At 64.5% G+C, this 21,258-nt stretch carries 14 protein-coding genes and 1 riboswitch; of the genes, 8 read left to right on the forward strand and 6 right to left on the reverse strand.

The window, feature by feature from the left end:
- The first annotated feature begins 24 nt into the window (after positions 1-24).
- Together AAFG50_RS28555 and AAFG50_RS28560 are read left to right on the forward strand one after the other, a co-directional pair.
- Positions 25-777: a hypothetical protein gene (locus AAFG50_RS28555; RefSeq protein WP_028173354.1), complete on the forward strand. Its 753-nt coding sequence runs from the start codon at positions 25-27 to the stop codon at positions 775-777.
- 321 nt (positions 778-1,098) lie between these two features.
- A complete protein-coding gene (locus AAFG50_RS28560; RefSeq protein ID WP_028173353.1) occupies positions 1,099-2,019 on the forward strand; it encodes a hypothetical protein in 921 nt (306 codons plus the stop codon).
- Positions 2,020-2,037: 18 nt separating this feature from the next.
- Here AAFG50_RS28560 and AAFG50_RS28565 read toward each other — a convergent pair whose 3' ends face one another.
- Positions 2,038-4,548 (reverse strand): patatin-like phospholipase family protein, encoded by a 2,511-nt coding sequence (locus tag AAFG50_RS28565; RefSeq protein WP_074076777.1) that lies wholly within the window; start codon positions 4,546-4,548, stop codon positions 2,038-2,040.
- Between the two features lie 161 nt (positions 4,549-4,709).
- Entirely contained in the window at positions 4,710-5,906 is a 1,197-nt protein-coding gene (locus tag AAFG50_RS28570) for a TrmJ/YjtD family RNA methyltransferase (protein WP_028173351.1), read from the reverse strand.
- A gap of 337 nt (positions 5,907-6,243) precedes the next feature.
- On the opposite strand from AAFG50_RS28570, the gene AAFG50_RS28575 reads away from it, so the two are divergent.
- Positions 6,244-7,458 (forward strand): NADP-dependent isocitrate dehydrogenase, encoded by a 1,215-nt coding sequence (locus AAFG50_RS28575; protein ID WP_028173350.1) that lies wholly within the window; start codon positions 6,244-6,246, stop codon positions 7,456-7,458.
- A gap of 97 nt (positions 7,459-7,555) precedes the next feature.
- Positions 7,556-8,056 carry a DUF3455 domain-containing protein gene (locus tag AAFG50_RS28580; RefSeq protein WP_028173349.1) on the forward strand — a complete coding sequence of 167 codons (501 nt, stop codon included), beginning with the start codon at positions 7,556-7,558 and terminating at the stop codon, positions 8,054-8,056.
- A 4-nt stretch (positions 8,057-8,060) separates the two neighbouring features.
- On the opposite strand, the gene AAFG50_RS28585 is transcribed toward AAFG50_RS28580, so the two are convergent.
- Together AAFG50_RS28585 and alaS are read right to left on the reverse strand one after the other, a co-directional pair.
- A complete protein-coding gene (locus AAFG50_RS28585) occupies positions 8,061-9,287 on the reverse strand; it encodes a cyclic nucleotide-gated ion channel (RefSeq protein ID WP_028173348.1) in 1,227 nt (408 codons plus the stop codon).
- 4 nt (positions 9,288-9,291) lie between these two features.
- Positions 9,292-11,970, reverse strand: coding sequence for an alanine--tRNA ligase (gene alaS / locus AAFG50_RS28590; RefSeq protein ID WP_028173347.1), 2,679 nt, complete (start codon positions 11,968-11,970; stop codon positions 9,292-9,294).
- A gap of 231 nt (positions 11,971-12,201) precedes the next feature.
- Positions 12,202-12,292, forward strand: a riboswitch (glycine riboswitch).
- 145 nt (positions 12,293-12,437) lie between these two features.
- Between alaS and gcvT the strand changes: the two genes are divergently transcribed.
- The 3 genes from gcvT to gcvP all read left to right on the forward strand — a co-directional run bounded on the left by gcvT (position 12,438) and on the right by gcvP (position 16,990).
- Positions 12,438-13,583 (forward strand): glycine cleavage system aminomethyltransferase GcvT, encoded by a 1,146-nt coding sequence (gene gcvT, locus AAFG50_RS28595; RefSeq protein WP_028173346.1) that lies wholly within the window; start codon positions 12,438-12,440, stop codon positions 13,581-13,583.
- Positions 13,584-13,594: 11 nt separating this feature from the next.
- On the forward strand, positions 13,595-13,963 hold the full coding sequence (gene gcvH, locus AAFG50_RS28600; RefSeq protein ID WP_028173345.1) for a glycine cleavage system protein GcvH: 369 nt from the start codon (positions 13,595-13,597) through the stop codon (positions 13,961-13,963).
- Between the two features lie 162 nt (positions 13,964-14,125).
- Positions 14,126-16,990 carry an aminomethyl-transferring glycine dehydrogenase gene (gcvP, locus tag AAFG50_RS28605; protein ID WP_028173344.1) on the forward strand — a complete coding sequence of 955 codons (2,865 nt, stop codon included), beginning with the start codon at positions 14,126-14,128 and terminating at the stop codon, positions 16,988-16,990.
- Positions 16,991-17,128: 138 nt separating this feature from the next.
- On the opposite strand, the gene AAFG50_RS28610 is transcribed toward gcvP, so the two are convergent.
- Entirely contained in the window at positions 17,129-18,124 is a 996-nt protein-coding gene (locus AAFG50_RS28610; protein WP_039185560.1) for a hypothetical protein, read from the reverse strand.
- A 104-nt stretch (positions 18,125-18,228) separates the two neighbouring features.
- Complete coding sequence (recA, locus tag AAFG50_RS28615; protein WP_011088499.1) at positions 18,229-19,317, reverse strand: recombinase RecA; 1,089 nt, start codon at positions 19,315-19,317, stop codon at positions 18,229-18,231.
- A gap of 399 nt (positions 19,318-19,716) precedes the next feature.
- Between recA and AAFG50_RS28620 the strand changes: the two genes are divergently transcribed.
- On the forward strand, positions 19,717-19,923 hold the full coding sequence (locus AAFG50_RS28620) for a hypothetical protein (protein WP_074076773.1): 207 nt from the start codon (positions 19,717-19,719) through the stop codon (positions 19,921-19,923).
- Positions 19,924-21,258: the final 1,335 nt, after the last annotated feature.

A 21,258-nucleotide genomic window follows, 5' to 3' on the forward strand; every position in this document is an offset into this window, starting at 1 on the left:
GACGAGGAAGAGAGAACAAGACTGATGACCTGGATCATCATTGACAAGCGCTATTGCGGTCCTCCGAACTCCGGCAACGGCGGCTATGTCTGCGGCCGGCTGGCACGGCACATTCCCGGGGCTGCGGAGGTGACGCTGCGCGCACCGCCGCCGCTGGACCGGCCGCTCGATGCGGTCGCGACCGACGACGGCACATGGGAGCTCCGCGATGGCGCCAAGCTCGTCGCGACCGGGCGGCCGACAAATGTCGAACTGGCGCGGCTGGAGAAAGCCAGCTTCGAGGAGGCCCGCGCCGCCGAGCTGCGGACGCCGGTCAAGCCGCACGAGCACCCGTTGCCGACCTGCTTCGTGTGCGGACCCGCCAGGGCGAAGGGCGACGGCCTTCGCATTTTCGCCGGACCGCTCGGGCGTGATGTGCGGAATGCCGTTCTCGCGGCGAGCTGGATACCGGATCCGAATCTGGCCGCCGAGGACGGCCTTGTCGCGAGCGAATTTCTCTGGTCGGCGCTCGATTGTCCCACCGGCTATGCCTGCAACTACAATCAGGAGAGCGACAGCTTCGACCAGGCGCCGCTCCTGCTGGGACGGATGTCGGCGCGGATCGAGGCCCGGCCGCCCCCCGGCGACCGCTGCGTCATCACGGCCTGGCCGACCGGCCGCGACGGCCGCAAGCGCACGGCCGAGGCCGCAGTGCATGATGAAAACGGGAGGTTGCTGGCCGTGGCGCGGGCAACATGGATTGCGGTGGAGCGCGAGGTGCAGCTGGGGTGCGGGTGATGCTCGGCGGGCGACGGGAGAAGCCCCCGCCCCATACCTTTTCAAGAGCAAAAGCGCCGCGGCGATGAGCTGACTTCGGCCAACCAAACGCGATGCGACCAAGCCACGCCGAACGGCCCGTGGCGGTCCGAGGCTGTTCACACCTCAATCGGGCATTTTTAACTACCGCAACCTGTGTTACTCTGCCGGCCGTCCGGGCTTCGGACGGCGGCTTCCGCCGCGCGGTGCGATTGCTTCGAAAATCACTTTGGTGCGCTCGCGGCTGCAGTTTCGAAATGCGCCGCCTGCAAAAATATAGTGCTTATGCGATAGGAGTGCCTGATGCGTCTTGCCCCAGCCTCTCTGCTCTTTTCGACCAGCCTGTTTGGATTTTTCCTACTGTGCGACAGTTCGGCGCCGGCGAACCCAACCTACGTCTGTCCCATGGCATCCGCCGCGCTTGAAGATGACACGCTGTACGCATTCGACGGTCGAACGATGACCCCGGTCATTTCCGCGAATGAGTTCGAGGCCCCCCAGCGAAAGTGGACAACTCTCTATTTCGTCGTCAAGACGGCCGGCGATGACCGGGCCGGTGCGATCGTGATAAAGACGGCGAGGCTTGGACCGCAACTGACCTCCGACCGGCCGGACTATGGCCGCGTCTTGTTGCGACGATCCGGCGTCGGCTCGAATTGTGGAAGCCAGCGTTCATATTTGAACAGCGTTTCAACGCTCGCATACGAGGCCTATCACGACCTGGGTTACGATCGCGGCGAGATCCTGGAGCGCCCGGACGGGAGCGACACTGGCCTCACTACCTTGCAACACTTCCATACTGGCTACGACGCAACGGACTATGCTTCTCGTGACCAGAAATGCAGGCGAACGGATGACAAAAAGCGTTACGATGGAAGCTACGAAGCGCGAAGTAACCGCTCACAATTTTCGTTTGTGACAGATATCGTCGACCACGGCATCAGCGGCGCGGCTTCGCAAGCGGCCTCGGGGGGCTTTCGGTGGGTCGCGTCCCTGATTGTTCCTCCAGCTTCTGCCAACAGAGAAAATTTGCGGGAGCGTCGGGTTGAGATCAAGCCCTATCAGACAGTTGCCGGCATCGCTTGCGTACCCTTCCGGATCAGCCCACGAGGCACCGCGCAGGTGATCCGAGTTAACGATCTCGATCGCAGGAAACAGGTTGGGTTCGACTTCGGCAGAGTGAAGGAAATCCGGCTAGGTCCGACAACCGGAGGGGAGCCTTAGAAGCGCCGGCAGCGCGACTCATCGACCAGTGGGCGCGCTCGGAGCCGGAGCAGCAAAAGGCGGGGCCCCCGTCAACCGCCGAACGAAGTCGTCTGCTGTGGCAGCGGCATCCAACCCAAATGCATTTGCCATCATTTCGACGCTGGACCAGCCCAGGTCTCGATATGCCTCGAACTGGGCCGAGTCGAAAAACTGATCGACAGTGGATTGATTCGGGAAATCAGGATATTTGGCCTTGTACCCTTTGGTGGAAAAGCTGAGCTGCTTGATCATTCCCGATTTCAGATAAACGAATGTTCCGGTCTTCGCTTGGTCCGCAATCCCGGCACGGTGCTCGGCAGGATAATCGATCGAGGCCACGAAGTAGGATTTCTTCGCGAACTTCGCGCCGGCCGGATAGCCCATGTCCCCTGCGGGCGCGATGGTATCTGCCTCTGCCTCGATCTTGATGATGACACCAAAATCTTCGCGCACTCGCTGACATACCGAGGCGAGGGCCGACATTGCCGTTGACGGGTCCTCCTCCGAGTCGAGCACGATCACCACATCGCAGCGCCTCCGGATGAGCTCGTAGGCTCCCAGATTGTCGAAGTGCCCTCCGTCGCTCAGCTCGAGAAAATCGCTGTCGCGCTGATAGCCGGACCGAAACACCCCGTACTTGAGGCCCGGCGAGAAATAGTTCGGCGTTCCCCGAGATGCGCCGGGAGCGCCAATCCAAAGGCCGAGGCGGAGATTGAAGAGCATCATGACGGTCGAGATCAACCGATCACGCGTGATGCCGGTCCCGATAAAACCGGCATTCGCGTTGGCAGCGGCGCCCGAGGCTGCCATGGCAGAGGCGAGCGTCATTGGACCATGTCGCTTGCCGTGGTCCGATGTCGAAAGCCATCCCGTTGTAAAACTCCCGACATAACACGGGCTCAACAGAAAACTGGCTCCGCCGCGAAGCGCAACCGTCTGATCGAGGTCGTTGATCAGAATGACGTTGGTGTTGATCAGTGGATAAGGAAGCGGACTGGTCTGTTTGGGTGGCCATATCGCCGCCAATGGCAACCGGTCCGCATCGCTATAATTTGGCGCATCCGCCGCCTTTTGCTCAATCGTCGGCATGAAGGCTTCCATCAGGCGATCGCGATAGAAGCGATGCAGACCGAGGTAGTTGACGTTGCTCCACCATCCAAAGGCAACTGAAAACACCAGGAGCGCAGCGAAAAACTCGCGGCAATATTGTGCCTGGTCTGCGGTGAGATGTTGCGGCTGGATTAGAAATCTCGCTCCAGCATAGGCGATCACGAGTATGAGATAGAGAAAGGCACCGGCCGCCAAAGTGGCCGCGACGCGGGTGGCAAGAGAGGGCGCGAGCCGCTGCGCCTGCACGAAGTGACCATAAAGACCGGAAAGAAATCCGCTGGCGACGGTGAAGATTCCGATCAGCGCCTTTCCCCCGGTTGGATAGCTCTTGGTGGAATCCGCGATTGCCTCGAACACAAAGGGAAGAGATCCGAACGTGAGGCACGCGATCAGGGTGGGAAACCACACCGTCGCGGCCAGCTCGTATTTGCGCCGCACCGCATAGTTGACGCCGAACTCCAGTATCCCTGAAAGCTGCAGAATGCCGACAATAATCGCGCACGCGCCGAACAGACCGAATCCGGCGGTCGCAATCAACAACGCCGAAGTGACGGGATCGACAGTAGCCAGATCGAAACGTGCTCCGAAGTGACCGAACGTGAAGTAGGAGACCAGCAGCCCGGCGATGCCGACGGCGGCACAACGCCCGGCCCGGGCGATGCGGTCACCGCGGTTTTCCGTGGTCTCGGGAGGAATGAGGATCGAGATGATCGCAAGGAATATCGTCCCGATCAGCGCAATCGCCAGAAGCAACACAATGGCGAAAATGAAGACACCGGCAAACGCCGAAACGCAGATGCCGATCCATGGCAACGACAGGGTCATGGCTTCCAGTTTTGGGACGGTTAGCTCTCCCATGGTCCCGTACGATTCGTAGAAGGCGTGAAAGCCGGTGGCCACGAATACGACCAGCATGAACGCGATCGCCAGTGGCAGCCAGAAGAAAACGCTGATCAGAAACGTGCGAAGCAGAACCGCGATTCCCGACCAGATCGAGATGCCGCCGCCTGGCGCGAGAAAGCTGGCGTGCCAGCGCAAATACTTCAGGCTCTCATTTTCACTCGCAAGAGATTGCGTTTGCTCGCTGCCATAGGGAAAGTTTGCGCCCGCGTCGGTGTTGGGATCGTCATGCCATTTCCACTGCACCGCCGACGCGGCATATCCGCCGCCGGACACGCTCGATATGTAGTCGAAATGCTTGAGCAAGCCGCTGTTGGCAAATCTTTGCAATGCACCGAGACAGAACGTCGCCGAGCGAATGCCTCCCCCTGACAGCGCGAGCCCAATCCAGGGGCCGGTTACAGCTCTCTTCCGGCCCACGGCCACAGCAGCGCGTTCATCCTGCAAAACGGCGGCTTCGTGCTGCCGCGCGATCGCTGTGGCCCCCGCCTGCGTCAAGCTCCTTTTTCGAAAAAGCACAGGCGCCCCCACAACCAGCGAATGAGGTGAACAAGCCCGACAATCTTAGCCGCTTGTCCGTGGACGGAAAGGCAAAACCTGGATTTCGGCACAGTTCAGCCCGCTGAGGCATCGGCCGTGGTGGATAAGTCTTGGGTACTTCAGGTCTTGGACATCATGGACTGGAGAACCGTAAGGCCACTCTCCAGATCCCGCTCCACATCCGCCGCCCGGATCTCCAGCACGCGATAGTCGCGCGCCTCGAGCCACGTCCGCCGGCCCGCGCGGTCCGCCGCGATCGTCTCGCCCTCGCCGGGGTTCACCAGCTCGATCGCGATCCGGTGCGGGAACGAGACGAAGTCCGGGATGTGGCGGCCGACCGGGGTCTGGCGCTTGAACTGGCCTGCGAAGCGGCGGTCGCGGGTCAGCGACTGCCAGAGCAGGCGCTCGGCGTCGGTCGGGTTGCGGCGGAGCAGACGGGCGAGCCCGCGCACGGTCGATCCGCTGTCGGGGACACCGCCGCCCTGGCCGTGCTCGGCCAAGAGCGCGCGCAGGCGGGTTGCCTGCTCGCCGTCGAGCACGCCGCCCTTGGCCGGGCCCTTGCGCCCCTCCGCGATCGCCATGACGACGCCATGGAGGGTGTGCATGTCCTGCTTGGTCGGCTCCATCCGGCTGAAGATGTTGCGCAGGTTGACCAGCATGGTGTCGCGCTTCTCGGCCGGCCGCAGGAACTCGACCTTATCGAGCTCGCGCACGAGATTGTCGAAGAAGGCCTGCATCTGGTGCTGCGAGGCGCGCTCGGAGCGCTCCGGCATGGCGTGTGGCAGCTCGCCGGATGTCGCCAGCTTGAACCATTCATAGCCGATCAGCAGCACGGCCTGGGCGAGGTTGAGCGAGGCAAAGCCCGGATTGACCGGGAAGGTGATGATGCGGTTGGCGAGGCCGACCTCCTCGTTGGTCAGCCCCCAGCGCTCGCGGCCGAACAGGATACCGGCCTTGCCCCCGGTCGCGACGTGCCCGGAGATCTCGGCCGCTGCGGCTTCCGGACCCACCACCGGCTTGGCCTGGTCATGGGGGCGCGCGGTGGTGGCGAACAGCAGGTCGAGATCGGCGACGGCCTCACCGACCGTGTCGAACAATTCGACCTTTTCCAGAATGTAGTCGGCGCCGGCGGCAGCGCGCTGGGCGGCGATGTTGGGCCAGCCGTCGCGGGGGTTGACGATGCGCAAGCGGCTCAGGGCGAAGTTGCCCATGGCGCGCGCGGCCATGCCGATGTTTTCGCCAAGCTGCGGCTCGACCAGGATCACGATCGGACCGTCGAGGGAAAGACCCGCCTTGCTCTTGTCAGTCCCCGACATTTCGTTTCGCTTTCACTCTTCGTCTCAAGGCCTTGGCAAGGCGCTCTCAGGAATTGATTCAAGGCCCACCGCCAGCCGGCGCGCCCTGCCGCCTGTCGTTTGCCTGTCCTGACGAAATTCTCAAGGGAAATAACGACTTGGATTCGACTTTTGAATCTCTTCTGAAGCCTCAGGCCAGCCCCCGCCGGCGGGCCGCTCCCCGCCCCCCATCTGGGGAAGCTGGATGAGCTAAAAGTGCATAATCCCTTGGCTTTCGCCCGCCGCGCGGCGGTGCTAAGAGGCGGCGGATATTCCCGTGGCGCGCCAATAGCGCCGTTCCCAAGAGGCTTCCCCGATCATGGCAAAAATCAAGGTATCCAATCCCGTCGTCGAACTCGATGGCGACGAGATGACCCGGATCATCTGGCAGTACATCAAGGACAAGCTGATCACCCCGTTCCTGGATGTCGAGCTGATGTATTTCGACCTGGGGATGGAATACCGCGACCACACCAACGATCAGGTGACCATCGACGCCGCCGAGGCCATCAAGAAGGTCGGCGTCGGCGTCAAGTGCGCCACCATCACCCCTGACGAGGCCCGGGTGAAGGAGTTCAACCTCAAGCAGATGTGGAAGTCGCCGAACGGCACCATCCGCAACATCCTCGGCGGCGTGATCTTCCGCGAGCCGATCATCTGCAAGAACGTGCCGCGCCTGGTTCCCGGCTGGACCAAGCCGATCATCATCGGCCGCCACGCCTATGGCGACCAGTACCGCGCCACCGATTTCAAGTTCCCGGGCAAGGGCACCCTGTCGATGAAGTTCGTCGGCGAGGACGGCACCGTGATCGAGAAGGAAGTGTTCAAGGCCCCCGGCGCCGGCGTCGCCATGGAGATGTACAATCTCGACGACTCCATCATCGACTTCGCCCGCGCCTCGCTGAACTACGGCCTGCTGCGCAACTACCCGGTCTATCTGTCGACCAAGAACACCATCCTCAAGGTCTATGACGGTCGCTTCAAGGACATCTTCCAGGACATCTACGACCGCGAGTTCAAGAAGGACTTCGAGGCCAAGGGCCTGACCTACGAGCACCGCCTGATCGACGACATGGTGGCCTCGGCCCTGAAATGGTCCGGCGGCTATGTCTGGGCCTGCAAGAACTACGACGGCGACGTGCAGTCCGATACGGTTGCGCAGGGCTACGGCTCGCTCGGCCTGATGACCTCGGTGCTGCTCACCCCCGACGGCAAGACCGTGGAAGCGGAAGCCGCCCACGGCACGGTGACCCGCCACTACCGCGAGCACCAGAAGGGCAAGGAGACCTCGACCAACTCGATCGCGTCGATCTTCGCCTGGACCCGTGGCCTCGCCCACCGCGCCAAGCTCGACAACAACGCCGAGCTCGCCAAGTTCGCGAACACCCTCGAGAAGGTCTGCGTCGACACCGTCGAGGCCGGCTACATGACCAAGGACCTCGCGCTGCTGGTCGGTGCCGACCAGCGCTGGCTCTCGACCACCGGCTTCCTCGACAAAGTCGCGGAGAACCTCACCAAGGCGATGGCGGCGTAAGCCGACCGCAATTTCGCCCGACTGGGCCGGACATCATCACGGGCCGCGCCTTTGAGCGCGGCCCGTTTGTTTTTTGAAACCCTTTGCGGAGACCGCCATGTTCAGCAAGCTTGCCGCCCCCACCCTGATGCTCGCGGCCCTGATCGGACCGGCCGGGGCTGCGGAGACGCTTCCCGAGGCCATCGCCGCGCCGGGCGAGACCGTCGTGCTCAGCGTCCACGCCGAGGGTGCGCAGGTCTACGAGTGCAAGGCGGGCGCCGACGGCAAGCTCGCCTGGGCCTTCCGCGAGCCGATCGCGACGCTTCTCTCCGAGGGCAAGACGATCGGCCATCACTATGCCGGTCCGAGCTGGGAGCTTGCCGACAGCAGCGCCGTGGTCGGCAAGGCCATCGGCAACGCGCCGGGCGCCACGGGCGCCGACATCCCCTGGCTGAAGCTGGAGGTCGCCTCCCGCCGCGGCAGCGGCGTCCTGACGCCGGTCACCACCGTCCAGCGCATCAACACCCATGGCGGCAAGCTCGAGGGGTCTTGCGACAAGGCCGGCGAGTTCAAAAGCGCGCCGTACTCGGCGGACTATGTTTTCCTGAAGAAGGGCTGACCGCTCAGCGGTCGGTGCCCTCGCGCTCGGCCTGGGCCAGTTCCGCCGCAGCGAGATCGCCGGTCTCTTCCAGCCGCGCCTTCGCGGTCTTGTGGACGTGGGCCGCGAGCGTCGGCATGCGCTCGATCAGGGCGTGGAAATCCTGGGCGTCGAGCACCAGCAGGCGCGTCTTGCGCGTCGCCGTCACCGTGCCGCTGCGCTTGGTCTTGTGCAGCAGTGCGATCTCGCCGAAGAAGGTGCCGTCGGTGAGCCGCACATTCTGGGTCGGCAGCGCGATCTCGACCTCGCCGGCGGTGATGAAATACATCGACGTAGCGGCATCGCCCCGCCGCACCAGGATCTCGCCCTGCTCGATGGTGCGCGCCCGCAAGAGCCGCATGATGTCGGCGATCTCCGAGGCCGACAAATGCGAGAACAGCGGCACCCGCGCCAGCATGCCCCAGGTGACGACGAAGTCGCGCCGCTTCACCTCTTCCGCGAAGGCCGTCGAGATGATCGCGACCGGCAGCGCGATCATGGCAAAGCCTGAGATGATCGCGAACACCGAGACGAACTTGCCGAGCGCCGTCACCGGCACGACGTCGCCATAGCCGACGGTGCCGAGCGTCACGATCGCCCACCACATCGCCTGCGGGATGGTGCCGAGCTTGTCCGGCTGCACGTCGCGCTCGATGGCGTAGAGCAGCGAGGCGAAGGTCAGGACCACGCCGATCAGGATGACGATGCAGCCGATCAGCGCGCGCCGCTCGGCGTGCACGGCGGCGAGCAGCGAGCGCATTGCCGGCGAATAGCGGATCAGCTTGAAGAACGGCAGCACGCCGAGCGCCGCCAGCGTCGCATGCCGGCCCGTGGCGAGCACGATTGCCGCGGGCAGGAACGCCATGAGGTCGATGATGCCGAGCGCGGAGAAGGCATAGGAGAGCCGGTCGGACAGCGCGGACGCCTTGCGCTGGGTGTGTCCGGCGACCGTCCACAGCCGCGCGGCATATTCCAGCGCGAACACGATCACGGCGAAGACCTTAATCGCCGAGAACAGCGTGCCGAACTGCGCGTCCAGATCCGGCACCGAGGCGAGGACCATCGCGACCACGTCGAGCACGATGACGCCGATGATCAGCTGGATGAAGCGCGACCCGACCGAATAGGCCAGCGGATCGTGCTCCAGCAGTTCGTAGAGGCGATCCCTCAAATTGGGGTCGCGAAGCCCACGTCCTCGCGGAACGAGGCCCACGGCCTCACGCGCCCGCCATGGCTTTTTCGATCGCCGCAAGCGCCTCGGGCGCCTTGGCACCGTCGGGGCCACCGGCCTGCGCCATGTCGGGGCGGCCGCCGCCGCCCTTGCCGCCGAGCGCTTCGGAGGCGACACGCACGAGGTTCACGGCGTTGAAGCGCGCGGTGAGATCGGCGGTGACGCCCACCACGATGCCGGCCTTGCCGTCCCCGGTGACGCCGACGATGGCGACCACGCCGGAGCCGATCTGCTTCTTGCCGTCGTCGGCGAGGCTCTTGAGATCCTTCATCTCGATGCCCTCGACCGCACGCGCCATCAGCTTGACGTCGCCGACCGCGCGCACGCCGGAGGCTGCGCCATTGCTGGCGGCAGCACCGCCGCCCATCGCGAGCTTCTTGCGGGCGTCGGAAAGCTCGCGCTCGAGCTTCTTGCGCTCCTCCATCAGGGCTGTGATGCGCGCCGGCACGTCGTCGATCGAGGTGCGCAGCTCGTTTGCCGCGGTTTTCGCCAGCGCCATGGTGTCGTTGGCGTGCTTGCGCGCGTAGTTGCCGGTCAGCGCCTCGATGCGGCGCACGCCCGAGGCGACCGCGCTCTCGCCGGTCAGCGTGATCAGGCCGATGTCGCCGGTGCGCCGCACATGGGTGCCGCCGCAGAGCTCGACCGACCAGCCGAGCGCGTTGGCGCCGCGCTCGCGCGCGGTCCTGCCCATCGAGACGACGCGGACCTCGTCGCCGTATTTCTCGCCGAACAGCGCGCGCGCCCCGGCTTCACGCGCTTCATCGACGCCCATGACGCGGGTCGTGACCTCGTCGTTCTCCAGCACCACGTCGTTGGCGATGTCCTCGACGCGGGCAAGCTCCTCCGCCGTGATCGGCTTGGGATGCACGAAGTCGAAGCGCAGCCGGTCGGGCGCGACCATCGAGCCACGCTGGGCGATGTGGTCGCCGAGCACCTGGCGCAGCGCCTCGTGGATGAGATGCGTCGCCGAGTGATGGGCGCGGATCGAGGAGCGGCGCGAATGATCGACCTCGAGCTGCAGCGCGGTGCCGAGCTTCAGCTCGCCGCTCTCGACCGTGCCGACGTGGACGAAGAGATCGCCGAGCTTCTTCTGCGTGTCGGTGACGCGGAACTTGACGCCGCCTTCGCCTAGCAGCACGCCGGTGTCGCCGACCTGGCCCCCGGACTCCGCGTAGAACGGTGTCTGGTTCAGCACCAGTGCGCCGGTCTCGCCGGCTTTGAGGCTGGCGGCTTCCTGGCCGTCCTTCACCAGCGCGGAGACCACGCCTTCGGCGCTCTCGGTCTCGTAGCCGAGGAATTCGGTGGCGCCGAGCTTCTCGCGCAGCGGGAACCAGATCGCTTCGGAAGCCGCCTCGCCCGAGCCCTTCCAGGACTCGCGCGCCTTGGCTTTCTGGCGCTCCATCGCATCGGTGAAGGCGGACTGGTCCACGCCGATGCCGCGCGACTTCAGCGCGTCCTGCGTCAGGTCGAGCGGGAAGCCGTAGGTGTCGTAGAGCGTGAAGGCGACGTCGCCGTCGAACATGTCGCCCTTCTTCAACGAAGCGCTCTTCTCGTCGAGGATGGCGAGGCCGCGCGTCAGCGTCTTGCGGAAACGGGTCTCTTCCAGCCGCAGCGTTTCCTCGATCAGCTTCTCCGCGCGCATCAGCTCCGGATAGGCCTGGCCCATCTCGCGGACCAGCGCCCAGACCAGCCGATGCATCAGCGGCTCTTTCGCACCCAGCAGCTGAGCATGGCGCATCGCGCGGCGCATGATCCGGCGCAGCACGTAGCCGCGGCCTTCATTGGAGGGCAGCACGCCGTCGGAGACGAGGAAGGCCGAGGAGCGTAAGTGGTCGGCGATGACGCGGAACGAGGCCACGGTCTGCTCGTTCGGCCCGCTGCCGAGCGCGGAGGCCGTCGCGTCGATCAAGTGACGGAACAGGTCGGTCTCGAACACGCTGTCGACGCCCTGCATGATGCAGGCCATGCGCTCGAGGCCCATGCCGGTGTCGATCGAGGGACGCGGCAGATCCACGCGCTCCTCCTTCGTCACCTGCTCGTACTGCATGAACACGAGATTCCAGAATTCGAGGAAGCGGTCGCCGTCCTCTTCCGGCGAGCCCGGAGGTCCGCCCCAGATGTGCTCGCCGCGATCGATGAAGATCTCCGAGCACGGGCCGCACGGCCCGGTGTCGCCCATCGCCCAGAAATTGTCCGAGGTCGGGATGCGGATGATGCGGTCGTCGGAGAAGCCGGCGATCTTCTTCCACAGCCCGGCCGCCTCGTCGTCGGTGTGGTAGACGGTGACGAGCAGCTTGTCCTTCTTCAGCCCGAACTCGCGGGTAATCAGCGTCCAGGCCAGCTCGATCGCGCGCTCCTTGAAATAGTCGCCGAACGAGAAGTTGCCGAGCATCTCGAAGAAGGTGAGATGGCGCGCGGTGTAGCCGACATTGTCGAGGTCGTTGTGCTTGCCGCCGGCGCGCACGCATTTCTGCGAGGTGGTGGCGCGCTGATAGGGCCGCTTCTCGACGCCGGTGAAGACGTTCTTGAACTGCACCATGCCGGCGTTGGTGAACATCAACGTGGGGTCGTTGCGCGGCACCAGGGGCGAGGACGGCACGATCTCGTGGCCGTTCTCGGCAAAGAAGTTCAGAAAGGTCGACCTGATCTCGTTGACGCCGCTCATGTTCATCCAATCGGGTGTGTTCGGACCCGCGACCGCCGTCCAAACCGGAAATTAAGGCTGATATCTGCGGGTCAAAGCGCTTTTAGACAAGGCCAGCTTCGCTGTCCAGAAACTGTGCAGAGAGATCAGAGGGTTGCCGCAGGCGCTCAATCCCGTTGCAATCCCGTTGAAAGACGCAAAGGCCGCGTTGACAGGCTTGGCTGGCCTGTGGTCTGTACCCATCTGTATCGTACGGCCACGTCGGGAGAGACCGGCTTTAGGCAGCCGGCGCCGAAGGAGCAACCGCCCCGGAAACTCTCAGGCAAAAGGACCGCGTGGCTTTGACAGCATCTGGAAAGAGGCGCCGACGAGCTTGAGGCTCGGACAGCGTCCGCCGACGGGATAATACTCTCAGGCACAGCGACAGATGGGGCTTCGACTGGTTGGCTCGGGGAATCGTCCCCGGGGAACCGCCGAGGGCCCCTGTGATGCTAGCTCACGACCAAGACTCCCTGAAACGTACGCCCCTCTACGACCTTCATGTGTCCCTCGGGGGCAAGATGGTGCCGTTCGCGGGCTATGACATGCCCGTGCAGTACCCCGCTGGCGTGCTGAAGGAACACCTCCATACCCGCAGCCAGGCCGGCCTGTTCGACGTCTCCCACATGGGCCAGCTCCGCTTGCTGCCGAAATCCGGCAAGGTCGAGGACGCCGCCCGCGCGCTGGAACGGCTGGTGCCGCAGGATATCGTCGCGATTGCACCGGGCCGGCAGCGCTACGCCCAGTTCACCAATGCCGATGGCGGCATTCTCGACGACCTGATGGTCGCCAATTTCGGCGACCACCTGTTCCTGGTCGTCAACGCCGCCTGCAAGGCAGAGGACGAGGCGCATCTGCGCGCGCATCTCTCGGACGACTGCGTCATCGATTCGCTGGCCGACCGCGCGCTGATCGCGCTGCAGGGTCCGAAGGCGGAAGCGGTGCTGGCGAAATTCTGTGCAAAGGCGCCGTCCATGAAGTTCATGGACGCCGGTCCGCATGAGGTCGCCGGCATCAAGTGCTTCGTCTCGCGCTCCGGCTACACCGGCGAAGACGGGTTCGAGATTTCGGTTCCCGCTGCGGACGCTGAGCGTCTGGCGAAAACGCTGCTGGAAAACCCCGACGTGATGCCGATCGGGCTCGGCGCCCGCGACAGCCTGCGGCTGGAGGCCGGGCTCTGCCTCTACGGCCACGACATCGACACCGCCACCACGCCGGTCGAGGCCGCGCTGGAATGGTCGGTACAGAAGAGCCGCCGCAGCGGCGGCGCGCGCGCGGGTGGTTTCCCCGGCGCCGAGAAGATTCTCGCTCATATCGACCAGGGTGCGGCCCGCCGCCGCGTCGGCCTGCGCGCGCAAGGCCGCGCGCCGGTGCGCGAGGGCGCGCTGCTGTTTGCTGATAGCGCATCCGCCGAGCCGATCGGACAAGTCACATCGGGCGGTTTCGGCCCGAGCCTGAACGCGCCGGTCGCGATGGGCTACGTGCCCACCGCATCGAGCGCGCTCGGCACAAGCCTGTTCGCCGAGGTGCGCGGCCAGCGGCTGCCAATGACGGTCGCCGCCATGCCCTTCGTGAAAAACACCTACAAACGCTGAGGACTTCAGAAATGACCACGACGCTGTACACCTCCGACCATGAATGGCTCGCCATCGAGGGCGATGTCGCCACCGTCGGGATCACCGACTACGCGCAGTCGCAGCTCGGCGACGTCGTGTTCATCGAGCTGCCCAAGCTCGGCCGCGCGCTGAAGAAGGCGGAAGCCGCCGCCGTGGTGGAGTCCGTGAAGGCCGCCTCCGACGTCTACGCGCCTGTGACGGGCGAGGTGCTCGAGACCAACGATGCGCTCGCCGCCGAGCCGGCGCTGGTGAACTCGGATGCGCAAGGCAAGGCCTGGTTCTTCAAGATCAAGATTGCCGACAAGAGCGAACTCGGCGGCCTCATGGATGAAGCCGCCTACAAGGTACACACGGCGTGAGATGAAGCGAACTCTGACCTCACATTCGGTGTCATCGTCCGCGACGGCGGACGATCCAGTACGCCGCGGCTTCTCGGTTCTAGCCGTGATGGCTGCGTTTACTGGATGCCCCGCCTTCGCGGGGCATGACGGCGACAGCGAAATCTAAAGCGAGGACCCATGATGACCGCGCACCGCAAATCCAACGGCGACACCACCAATTTCGCTCGCCGCCACATCGGCCCGTCGGCGCGCGACGTCGCCGCGATGCTAGAGACCGTCGGCGCCAAAAGCGTCGACGCGCTGATGGCGGAGACGCTGCCGGCCTCGATCCGGCAGGCCGCCCCGCTCGATCTCGGCAAGCCGCTCAGCGAGACCGAGGCGATCGCGCATATGGGCGAGCTCGCTGCCCAAAACCAGGTCTTCACCTCGCTGATCGGCCAAGGCTATTCGGGCACGATCCTGCCCGCGGTGATCCAGCGCAACATCCTGGAGAATCCGGCCTGGTACACGGCCTACACCCCCTACCAGCCCGAGATCAGCCAGGGCCGGCTGGAGGCGCTGTTCAACTTCCAGACCATGATCTGCGACCTCACCGGGCTCGACGTCGCCAACGCCTCGCTGCTCGACGAGGCCACCGCGGCCGCCGAGGCGATGGCGCTGGCGGAGCGGCACTCGCGGGTCGAAGCAAAGGCCTTCTTCGTCGACAAGGACGTGCATCCGCAGACGCTGGCGGTGATGCGCACCCGCGCCGAGCCACTGGGTTGGAATTTGATCGTCGGCGATCCCCTCACCGATCTCGACAAGGCCGACGTGCTCGGCGCGCTGCTGCAATATCCGGGCTCATCGGGCGCGTTGCGCGACCTCAGGCCCGCGATCGCGGCGTTGAAGGCCAAGGGCGCACTTGCGATCGTTGCCGCCGACCTGCTGGCCCTGACACTGCTCGCCTCGCCCGGCGAGCTCGGCGCCGACATCGCCATCGGTTCGGCGCAGCGCTTCGGCGTGCCGATGGGCTATGGCGGACCGCACGCGGCCTACATGGCGGTGCGCGATGCGCTGAAGCGCTCGCTGCCCGGCCGCATCGTCGGCCTCTCCGTGGATTCGCGCGGGATGCCGGCCTACCGCCTCGCGCTGCAGACCCGCGAGCAGCACATCCGCCGCGAGAAGGCGACCTCCAACATCTGCACCGCGCAGGTGCTGCTCGCCGTGATCGCCGCGATGTATGCGGTCTATCACGGCCCCGAGGGGCTTTCGCAGATCGCACGCCAGGTGCATCGCCGCGCCGCCGTGCTCGCCGCGGGCCTGCGCAAGCTCGGCTTTGCGCCGCAATCGGAAACCTTCTTCGACACACTCAGCGTCGATGCCGGCGCCAAACGCGCCGAGATCGTCGCGCGCGCGGCGGCCGAGAAGATCAATCTCGGCGTCGGTGAAACCGCGCTGCGCATCGCGCTCGACGAGACCACCACGCCGGCGACCGTCGAGGCGGTCTGGCGCGCCTTCGGCGGCCAGCTCGCTTACGCCGAGTTGGACGCGACCACGCGCGAGGCGCTGCCGGAGGCGCTGAAGCGCACGACCGCGTTCCTCACCCACCCGGTGTTCCACGCGCATCGCTCGGAGACCGAGATGCTGCGCTACATGCGCAAGCTCAGCGACCGCGACCTCGCGCTCGACCGCGCCATGATCCCGCTCGGCTCCTGCACGATGAAGCTGAACGCGACCACCGAGATGATGCCGCTGACCTGGCCGGAATTCGGCAGCCTGCACCCGTTCGCCCCGCGCGAGCAGGCCAAGGGCTATCACGCGCTGTTCGCGCGGCTGGAGAAGTGGCTGTGCGACATCACCGGCTATGACGCGATCTCGCTGCAGCCGAATTCCGGCGCGCAAGGCGAGTACGCCGGCCTTCTGGCCATCCGCGGCTATCACGCCGCGCGCGGCGAGAGCCACCGGAAGATCTGCCTGATCCCCTCCTCCGCCCACGGCACCAACCCGGCCTCGGCCGCGATGGTCGGCATGGACGTGGTGGTGGTTGCCTGCGAGAAGAACGGCGACGTCGACGTCAACGATCTCCGCGCCAAGGCCGACAAGCACGCGAATGACCTCGCCGCGGTCATGATCACCTATCCCTCGACCCACGGCGTGTTCGAGGAGCATATCCGCGAGATCTGCGACATCGTCCACGGCCATGGCGGCCAGGTCTATCTGGACGGCGCCAACCTCAACGCGCAGGTCGGCCTGTCCCGGCCCGGCGATTACGGCGCCGACGTCAGCCACCTCAATCTGCACAAGACCTTCTGCATCCCGCATGGCGGCGGCGGCCCGGGCATGGGCCCGATCGGCGTGAAGGCGCATCTCGCCCCGTTCCTGCCGGGCCATCCGGCGACGCGAGGCGACGCACCGGTCGGCCCGGTCTCGGCTGCGCCGTTCGGCTCGGCCTCGATCCTGACCATCTCCTACATCTACATCCTGATGATGGGCGGCGAAGGCCTGAAGCGCGCCACCGAGATCGCGATCCTCAACGCCAACTACATCGCCGCACGGCTCGATGCGCATTTCCCCGTGCTCTACAAGAACGCGAAGGGCCGCGTCGCGCATGAGTGCATCGTCGATCCGCGTGCGCTGAAGACGACCAGCGGCGTCACCGTGGACGACATCGCCAAACGGCTGATCGATTACGGCTTCCACGCGCCGACCATGAGCTTCCCGGTGCCGGGCACGCTGATGATCGAGCCGACCGAATCGGAATCGAAGGCGGAGCTGGACCGCTTCTGCGACGCCATGATCGCGATCCGGAAGGAGATCGCCGAGGTCGAGGCCGGCCGCTTCAAGATCGAGGCCTCGCCCTTGCGCCACGCCCCGCACACCGTGCACGACATCGCCGACGATGCGTGGGCCCGCGCCTATAGCCGTGCCGAGGGCTGCTTCCCCGACGGCGTCTCGCGCACCGACAAATACTGGAGCCCGGTCGGACGCGTCGACAACGTCTATGGCGACCGCAATTTGGTGTGCTCGTGCCCGCCGGTGAGCGACTACGCGGAAGCGGCGGAGTAAGACGCGACGGAAGTTTCGTAGGGTGGGCAAAGCAGAGCGTGCCCACCACATTTGTGCACGTTGAGATATGGTGGGCACGGCTCTCGCGCGCCTTTGCCCACCTTACGGCTCTGCACTCTACCCATCCTGCAACCTAGCTCAAGGCGCCACCAGCGAACGACTTTGCGCGTCCCAGCGCCAGAGCCGTTCGTTGGTCAGAAGCGTGCCGCCCCACCAGCGCCGGATCGGATTGTGGCTGCGGAAATCGTCCCGGCCCGCAAGCACCGCTTTGCCGAACTCCGTCAGCAACAGCCGGCTCCGCCGATAGGCGGCGTTGCGACCTCGCGCATCGTGCGGGGCGAGGGTTGCGAGTTTCGACTCGAGACCCGCGACCGCCGGCATCGGACCGGACGCGAGCCCTTCGAGCAAAGGGCCGAGCTCCCACTGGTCGTACACACGTGTTTCGAGCAGGCCGCCCGGCTGAAACAGCTCCCTGGTACGGTTGTGTCCCCTTGCAATCAGTTCGAGAAGCTGCGCTTCCGTCGCGCCCAATCCGGTGATTGGTGACGGCAGTTCTGCCAGCAATGCTTCCATCGCCGGCTTCAGGAAAGGTAGCCTGGGGAAATCCCTGCTCAGGAGCCCGAGACAGAGCTCAGGCGTTGGCGCGCGGTAGGCCTCCCAGGCCATGCGGGCAACCTCGAAGTCGCGCTCCGTCACATCGAGCGCCCGCACGGTACGCTCGCGGAGCCCCGCGACGTCTGCTCCGAGCAAATCGAAATCGACCAGCCGCAATCGCAGACGCTCGACCATGTAGGGTTCGGCGCGGAGATAGTCGAGGATCCAGACCAACTGCAATTGATTGTTCGGGCTGGGATCAAACCACAGCTCGATGAGCTCGACACCGCAGGTCTCGCAGAACCAGACCAGTCCGAGTTCTCGGTGCGCACGACCGGTCTGGGGCGATTGGACAACAAGATCGGACCACCGCACGTCCGGCTCGCCTCTGAAAGAGCCCCCTTTGAGGTAGTTATCGAGGTGGTGCGACGTCGGCAGCGGTCCTGACACGAACCGAAAGATGAGCGGGACAACCATGTCGGCGCGGTCCGCGTAGGTGAGACCGACGCCGGACGAACTGGTCAGGATCATACGCTTCATCGTCGATGCGCCCGCCCCCACACAAAACGAAACGGGCCCCGAAGACGTCGGCAACTCAACGTCCTCAGTGCCCGCTCCTCGCGAAAAACTCTCCGCGTTAAGACTTACTCGTCCGCCGGCTCCTCGCCGTCGGCGTCACGCTCGGGGGTGCCGGCCAGGATCTGCTCGGCGATCAGGCCCGAGTTCTGGCGGATCGCGGTCTCGATCTTGGCGGTGATGTCGGGGTTGGCCTTCAAAAACGCCTTCGAGTTCTCGCGGCCCTGGCCGAGGCGCTGGCTGTCATAGGAGAACCAGGCGCCGGACTTTTCGACGATGCCGGCCTTGACGCCGAGATCGAGGATCTCGCCCATCTTGGAAACGCCCTCGCCGTACATGATGTCGAACTCGACCTGCTTGAAGGGCGGCGCCAGCTTGTTCTTCACCACCTTGACGCGCGTGGTGTTGCCGACCACTTCGTCGCGCTCCTTGATCGCGCCGATGCGGCGGATGTCGAGGCGGACGGAGGCGTAGAACTTCAGCGCGTTTCCGCCGGTGGTGGTCTCCGGTGAGCCATACATCACACCGATCTTCATGCGGATCTGGTTGATGAAGATCACCATGGTGTGGGACTTGTTGATGGAGGCCGTCAGCTTGCGCAGCGCCTGGCTCATCAGGCGGGCCTGGAGACCCGGCAGCGCATCGCCCATCTCGCCCTCGAGTTCGGCCTTCGGCACCAGCGCCGCGACCGAATCGACCACCAGAACGTCCACCGCACCCGAGCGCACCAGCGTGTCGCAGATTTCCAGCGCCTGCTCGCCGGTGTCCGGCTGCGAAATCAGCAGCTCGTCGATGTTGACGCCCAGCTTGCGCGCATAGACCGGGTCGAGCGCGTGCTCGGCGTCGATGAAGGCACAGATGCCGCCCTTCTTCTGCGCTTCCGCCACCGTGTGCAGCGCCAGCGTGGTCTTGCCCGAGGATTCCGGCCCGTAGATTTCCACGACGCGCCCCTTCGGCAGGCCGCCGATGCCGAGCGCAATGTCGAGCCCGAGGGAACCGGAGGACACCGCCTCGACATCCATCGACCGATCGTTCTTGCCGAGCTTCATCACCGAGCCCTTGCCGAACTGGCGCTCGATCTGGGAGAGCGCGGCGGCCAGAGCTTTACTCTTGTCCATGGAAGATCCTTCGACGATACGCAGGGCAGTTGCGGACATTGGGTCGTGCTCCTTATGGCGAGGATTCGCTAGGGGGACAAACGATTGGCGAGGCGGGCCGGCGATAAAAGCAATGTACCCTATTTGTTCCTGGTTCGCAATATGTTCTTTTGCGGACTTCGGTACTGTCCGTATTTAACCCCCAGTGTCCTAAGCTGAATTCGGAAATGTCCTAATTTGTTCTTGATCGGACACAACCTGTTCATGCGCGTTTAGGATTAACTCGTTATGGGTGTAGCGTATAAGGGCCGGGGCGTTCCGCCAGAAGAACACCCTGGCCACCAGAAGAACACCCTGAAACGTTCACTTTGGAACAGAAGGCAGGCTGACTGCATATTAAGCTCGCAAGAACTCAAACCCTGCGGTTAGGACCCGTAAAGACCAAGACGAGGTTGTGTCATGAGGCAGCGCCGTCGTTTCACGCAAACCGTCCCTCTTGAGGAGCGACTTTCCGAAGAAGCGAAACGTCTCCGCGAACGGGCCAAAGCCCTCCCCCATGGTCCTCAACGAGAGGACCTCCTGCGCAAAGCCCGCCAAGCCGAGATCGGCTCGCACATGAGCGAGTGGCTCACATCGCCGGGGCTTCAACCGCCAAAGCCAGCGTAGGCGCAAAGCACGCCTCAGGTATCGAGTTGCCCGGCATAGATCCGGATTCGTCCCGGCGTGGTCATTCGCAGCCTGCCCTGAAGAAAGACCATGTAGCCTAGCGCGATCAATCGGGCGCGATGTTTGGCAGGGATCGCAGGCGCAGCGCTATTTGCAGCCGCATGACCGACCGCGAGCAAAGAGGCGAACTCTTCATGGGTGAGCTTTTTCGCTTTTGCGGTCGTGACCTCAGCATGAACCGCTTCGGCGATCCTGCATGTTCGGTTTTGCTCAGATCCCTGGAAAAAAATAAATAAAGGCCGCCTCAGTTGGCGGCCAGTAGTCCTGTTTGTCGGCGGCTCCTTCGCTAATTCCCAGTGTCCCGGGCTGAATGACGTTGGGGTCCTTCTGGAGTTCGATCGGCATTAAACCGAACTGGGTCCTGATTCCCCCTCCGCGGGTGTCCTGCTCCGGCACAATGAACCTTGGCATGGCGTGTGCAGACGAAGGATTACCGGGGTTTTGCATCATCCCCCCTGGGGCTGGAAAGCCGCCGCCCGCGCCATATTTGAGCGGGCGGCGTTTTTATTTGCGGACAGCAAAAGGCCCCAACTCAAGGGGAACGGGGAGCTGGGGCCAAGGTACTGGGCCAGCCAAGGCTACCGCCGGCCCAGGCGCATCAACATGCACCAGGGCGCCATCCCCGGGCGATGGGGCAATCGGCTTAGTCAGGATTTGCAAGCGAGTGCCCCACATGCAGCGGCCCCGCCTCGCTGGATGCGCGGTGGGGCCGCCTGCTCTCCGGACTGGGGCTGGATCCGTCCGGTGGGCCAATTCAGCCTATGCCCGTTAGCGGGAAGTCGTGACTGCTCAAAAGGGGCATCCCTCGGGTGTCCCAATTCGGTATTGCGGGTGTCCCAATTGGACAGCACCCGGATTTTGGTGCTGGCAGGAGCGGCAAGGAACCGTCCAAGCCTCTCGCCTCGAATTAAGGCCGTGGCAGTGGCCGGCCTCAGCGGCCGGTTTGAAGATCGCGGAGGCTGATTTGCTTTCGTTGACTTTTCCCGAGGTGGTCAAGATTGACCATGTGTCCGGCAGCGGACATGTCAGACTGTGCCGTCACCGCGCGCCCCCTGGCTTTGATCGGTGATGAGAACGCCACCAGCGCTCCCGTCTCCTCCGGAAAGGAGCAGCGCCATGCAGCGACGCCATGTCAAGCACACCACGTCCCTTGAAGAGCGCCTTGCCGAACAAGCGCAACGACTCCATGCGGAAGCCAGATCGCTTCCACCAGGCATCGAGCGTGAGCGTACAATCCGCAAAGCCCGGCAAGCCGAGATCGGCGCTCACATCAGC

Origin of the sequence: Bradyrhizobium sp. B039, assembly GCF_038965675.1 — a bacterium.
GTDB classification, from domain to species: Bacteria; Pseudomonadota; Alphaproteobacteria; order Rhizobiales; family Xanthobacteraceae; genus Bradyrhizobium; species Bradyrhizobium diazoefficiens.

What these genes read in the sequence shown, in the direction of transcription:
- alaS (WP_028173347.1), bottom strand. Translation starts at nt 11,970, where the DNA reads ATGAGCGGCGTCAACGAGATCAGGTCGACCTTTCTGAACTTCTTTGCC.
- gcvH (WP_028173345.1), top strand. Translation starts at nt 13,595, where the DNA reads ATGACCACGACGCTGTACACCTCCGACCATGAATGGCTCGCCATCGAG.
- AAFG50_RS28560 (WP_028173353.1), top strand. Translation starts at nt 1,099, where the DNA reads ATGCGTCTTGCCCCAGCCTCTCTGCTCTTTTCGACCAGCCTGTTTGGA.
- AAFG50_RS28570 (WP_028173351.1), bottom strand. Translation starts at nt 5,906, where the DNA reads ATGTCGGGGACTGACAAGAGCAAGGCGGGTCTTTCCCTCGACGGTCCG.
- AAFG50_RS28580 (WP_028173349.1), top strand. Translation starts at nt 7,556, where the DNA reads ATGTTCAGCAAGCTTGCCGCCCCCACCCTGATGCTCGCGGCCCTGATC.
- AAFG50_RS28575 (WP_028173350.1), top strand. Translation starts at nt 6,244, where the DNA reads ATGGCAAAAATCAAGGTATCCAATCCCGTCGTCGAACTCGATGGCGAC.
- AAFG50_RS28555 (WP_028173354.1), top strand. Translation starts at nt 25, where the DNA reads ATGACCTGGATCATCATTGACAAGCGCTATTGCGGTCCTCCGAACTCC.
- gcvT (WP_028173346.1), top strand. Translation starts at nt 12,438, where the DNA reads ATGCTAGCTCACGACCAAGACTCCCTGAAACGTACGCCCCTCTACGAC.
- AAFG50_RS28620 (WP_074076773.1), top strand. Translation starts at nt 19,717, where the DNA reads ATGAGGCAGCGCCGTCGTTTCACGCAAACCGTCCCTCTTGAGGAGCGA.
- AAFG50_RS28610 (WP_039185560.1), bottom strand. Translation starts at nt 18,124, where the DNA reads ATGAAGCGTATGATCCTGACCAGTTCGTCCGGCGTCGGTCTCACCTAC.
- gcvP (WP_028173344.1), top strand. Translation starts at nt 14,126, where the DNA reads ATGACCGCGCACCGCAAATCCAACGGCGACACCACCAATTTCGCTCGC.
- recA (WP_011088499.1), bottom strand. Translation starts at nt 19,317, where the DNA reads ATGTCCGCAACTGCCCTGCGTATCGTCGAAGGATCTTCCATGGACAAG.